We start from the raw sequence: 3,707 nt of genomic DNA on the forward strand, positions 1-3,707 counted from the left end.
GCGCTGCTGATGCTGCCGCTCGGCACCTCCGCCGTCACCGTCGGCTTCGGCTTCCTCATCGCCCTCGACACCCCGCCGCTCGACCTGCGCTCGTCCTGGATCCTCGTGCCGCTCGCGCAGGCACTGGTCGGCGTCCCCTTCGTCGTACGCACCATGCTGCCCGTCCTCCGCGCCGTCGACGACCGGCTGCGCGAAGCCGCCGCCGTCCTCGGCGCGTCCCCGCTGCGGGCCTGGCGGGAGGTCGACCTGCCGCTCGTGTGGCGGGCGGTGCTCGTCGCCGCCGGCTTCGCCTTCGCGGTGTCCCTCGGCGAGTTCGGCGCCACCGTCTTCATCGCCGGGCCCGACCGGCCGACGCTGCCCGTCGCCGTCGCCCGGCTCCTCGGCCGGGCCGGCGAGACCAACTACGGGCAGGCGATGGCGCTCAGCACCATCCTCATGGCGGTCTGCGCGGCCTCGCTGCTGCTGCTGGAACGGGTCCGCAAGAACCAGGCGGGAGAATTCTGATGCTCGTACTCGACGACGTCACCGTGCGCTACGGCGACCGCCCGGCGGTCGACGGGATCTCCCTCGACGTCGCGGACCACGAGCTCGTCAGCGTGCTCGGGCCCAGCGGCAGCGGCAAGTCCACCCTGCTGCGGGCGGTGGCCGGGCTGCAGCCGGTCGGCGGAGGAAGGGTGCTGCTGGGCGGGCGCGACCTCGCGGGAGTGCCCGCGCACCGGCGGGGGGTCGGGCTGATGTTCCAGGACCAGCAGCTCTTCCCGCACCGGGACGTGGGCGGGAACGTGTCCTTCGGACTGCGCATGCACGGCGCCCCGCGGGCGGCGGCCCGGGAGCGGGTCACCGAACTGCTGGCACTCGTCGGGCTGCCGGGCGCGGAGCGGCGCTCGGTGGGGGCGCTGTCGGGCGGAGAGCAGCAGCGGGTCGCGCTGGCCCGGGCGCTGGCACCGTCGCCGCAACTGCTCATGCTGGACGAGCCGCTGGGGCAGCTGGACCGCTCGCTGCGGGAGCGGTTGGTGGTGGAACTGCGGCAGCTCTTCGGACGGCTGGGCACGACGGTACTGGCGGTGACGCACGACCAGGGGGAGGCGTTCGCGCTGGCCGACCGGGTGGTGGTGATGCGGGACGGGCGCATCGCGCAGAGCGGTACGCCGGTGGAGGTGTGGGAGCGGCCGGCGGACGAGTTCGTGGCACGGTTCCTGGGCTTCGCGAACGTGGTGCGGGCGACGGTGCGGGGCGCGGAGGCGGCGACGCCGTGGGGCCGGGTGGGGGTGGCTGCCCCGGGACCGGAGGGGGAGCGGTCACTGCTGATACGGCCGGCGGGGGTACGGGTGCGTCCCGCGGGCACGGGGCTGGACTGCGCGGTCGCGGGGCGGACGTTCCGGGGGGAGCACGTACTGCTGACGCTGCGCCCGGACACGGGACCCGAACTGGAGTCGTCGGTGGCCCTGCGGGGTGCACCGGAGGTGGGAGACCGGGTGGGGGCGGAGTTCGACCCGTCGGAGGTGGTGGTGCTCGGGGGGTGAGCCGGGCGCGGCTGCGGGAGCCGGGGGGTTGTTCCCGGCCCCGGCCCTTCCCGTGACTCGGAGAGCTTGCCCCCGAGACCCCTGCGGGGGCTGTGCGGCCCCGGCCGAAGGCGCGGTTCCTACAGCGCGCAGCGGTCCGCGTTGGCCTCCCGTTCCAGGTGGGCGAGGGCGTCGCGTAGGTTGCCGGGGACCCGGGGATCGGACTTCGTCCTTGCCGCCGTCGCGGACAGCGCATTGAGGGAGACGATGGACGACATCTCCGGTGCCACCTCCACCAGGTGATCGGCTTCTTCGGCTGCCTCGCGCCATGCCTCCAGCCGCAGCAGGCACTCCAGCAGGCGCACCGCCGCGCCGTCCCGGTAGCCCACGTGCACGGAATCGGGCTCCAGGGCGTGGCGCAGGACGGGCACGGCTGCACGCAACTGCCCGGTTACCCTCAGCACCCGACCCTGCTGACGGTCGATCTCGCGCTCGGTGAACCACCACGACCAGCGCGGATCCGAGTCCGATCCCCCGGCGTCGATCAGGCTGCGCGCCCTGTCGAACGACCGCGCCGCCTCCGATGTGTTGCCCGTCAGCGCCAGCCCTTGCGCCTCGCGCCCACGGAACATCGCCTCGATGCGCGGCGTCAACTTGCCGCGTGCGATTACCGAACGGGCGATGGCAAGCTCTTCGCCCGGCCGCCCGGTGTTTCCGGCGACGAGACCCATGTTCTGGAGAATGAGCAGTTCCATCGACCGGTCGCCGGCCAACTGCGCCAGCAGCAGCGCTTCTTGATTGAAGCGGCGGGCAGCGTCGGGCCTGGCGGCATCCCACATCATCCACCCCGTGATCTCCGCGAGTTCAGCGGCGGCGGCCTGTACGTCGTGCCCGTAATCGCCGGTACCGAGCTGCCGGTGCACCCTCTTGAACGCCACCGCCGCCGCGTCGGCGACGGGCAGCCCGCCCGGCGGGATGTTGTCCAGCTCCACCAGCCGTGCGGATAACGCCCGGATCTCCGTCGCGTAGTCGCCGGCGGTCTCGTCGGCCTGGAACGGGGGCGTCGTCAGCTCGGCCACCGTGACGCCGAACACCTCGGCGATCACCGGGAGCCATTCGCGCGGTTCCCGCTTTCCGCACTCGTACCGGTAGATCTCCCGGTGGGTGATCGGCTCGGAGTCCCGGATGCCCGCGGTACGCAGTATTTCGCGTGCGACCCGGGCCTGGGTCCAGCCGCGTTCCTTGCGGAGGCGCTTCATGTTGGTGCCGATGACGCTCGTACTCATGTCTTCGATCCGGCCTACTTCCTGGCCTAGTGCCGGCCTACCTCGGGCGTCTGGCCTGCCACCCGAGATCACGGGAGCGTAGTGCACCCGACACGGCAGGTAACGGAGGTGTCCAGTGCGACGAGAGTTCACGGAACTCCCTGCTGCTGACGACCGATCACCTCTCCGGTTCCCGCCGTGCCGTTGTGGCAATCCCATCTGTCCGGAGGTACGACGCATGTCCAGCGACAACAGCAGGCACACGGTGAGCGCGGCTCAGGGCCGGCAGGATCGTGACAGCGCGATCCTCGGTGCCGAGGGAGACCGGCAGCGGCAGGAGATGGTCTCGCAGCACATCCACGAGAAGGTGGTCGGCGAAGGCGCGCCCATGCCGGGTGAACCGCGTGCGCAGCAGTAGGTGTTCACCGAGGAGCCGTACGCGACACGGCCGCCGGACATCGTGCCGGTCCCCGGATGCACCGTACGCCGGCAGATCAACCTGGCCGGCGCACTCGCCGAGTGCGGTGGGGACGCCCTGTGGCACGTCCGCCTCGGACTCCGGATGCTCGTTCATCACCAGGACGATCACGCGGACGGGACGCTCATCGTCACGACCGGACGCCCCCTACGCGGGTGAGATGACGGCCCGGCCCCGCCGTGACGACCACCGGCGGGGTCGGAAGCCCGGACCAAGCCCCGTCCGGGAAGGCCGCGAGTGGAGGGGGTGGTTCATGGTCTAGCGCAAGAGGGAGTACTCGGGAACACCCCGCCCGGGGCCAACCCACTGTCCCCGGGCGGGGTTACCGCGTCCGCGCCCCTCCCCGCACCCGCCCCCTGCGCTACGGCGCCGCCAGTGCCGTCGTCGGGGGCAGGCGGCTGGCGTGGAGGGCCGGGTAGAGGCCGGCCAGGGTGCCTGTGGTCAGGGTGGCCGCCAGGGCGC

At 72.5% G+C, this 3,707-nt stretch carries 5 protein-coding genes; 4 read left to right on the forward strand and 1 reads right to left on the reverse strand.

The features are described from left to right. Both H5J30_RS21720 and H5J30_RS21725 read left to right on the forward strand, forming a co-directional pair. Positions 1 to 504, forward strand: a 504-nt coding sequence (locus H5J30_RS21720; RefSeq protein WP_181789061.1) for an ABC transporter permease, incomplete at its 5' end; no start/stop codon positions are given. Beyond that, positions 504 to 1,523 carry an ABC transporter ATP-binding protein gene (locus H5J30_RS21725; RefSeq protein WP_181789062.1) on the forward strand — a complete coding sequence of 340 codons (1,020 nt, stop codon included), beginning with the start codon at positions 504 to 506 and terminating at the stop codon, positions 1,521 to 1,523. The genes H5J30_RS21720 and H5J30_RS21725, both read left to right, overlap by 1 nt. A gap of 119 nt (positions 1,524 to 1,642) precedes the next feature. On the opposite strand, the gene H5J30_RS21730 is transcribed toward H5J30_RS21725, so the two are convergent. Further along, a complete protein-coding gene (locus H5J30_RS21730; RefSeq protein WP_181789063.1) occupies positions 1,643 to 2,860 on the reverse strand; it encodes a helix-turn-helix domain-containing protein in 1,218 nt (405 codons plus the stop codon). A gap of 145 nt (positions 2,861 to 3,005) precedes the next feature. Between H5J30_RS21730 and H5J30_RS21735 the strand changes: the two genes are divergently transcribed. Beyond that, entirely contained in the window at positions 3,006 to 3,185 is a 180-nt protein-coding gene (locus H5J30_RS21735; protein WP_181789064.1) for a hypothetical protein, read from the forward strand. After that, the gene (locus H5J30_RS21740) at positions 3,186 to 3,404 is read left to right on the forward strand and encodes a hypothetical protein (protein ID WP_181789065.1); all 219 of its coding nucleotides are present in this window, start codon (positions 3,186 to 3,188) and stop codon (positions 3,402 to 3,404) included. Positions 3,405 to 3,707 lie beyond the last annotated feature (303 nt).

It is taken from the genome of Streptomyces phytophilus, from assembly GCF_013870535.1.
In the GTDB taxonomy this organism is placed as follows: Bacteria; Actinomycetota; Actinomycetes; order Streptomycetales; family Streptomycetaceae; genus Streptomyces; species Streptomyces phytophilus.

Coding starts and splice junctions, on each gene's coding strand:
- H5J30_RS21725 (WP_181789062.1), top strand. CDS start 504: ATGCTCGTACTCGACGACGTCACCGTGCGCTACGGCGACCGCCCGGCG.
- H5J30_RS21735 (WP_181789064.1), top strand. CDS start 3,006: ATGTCCAGCGACAACAGCAGGCACACGGTGAGCGCGGCTCAGGGCCGG.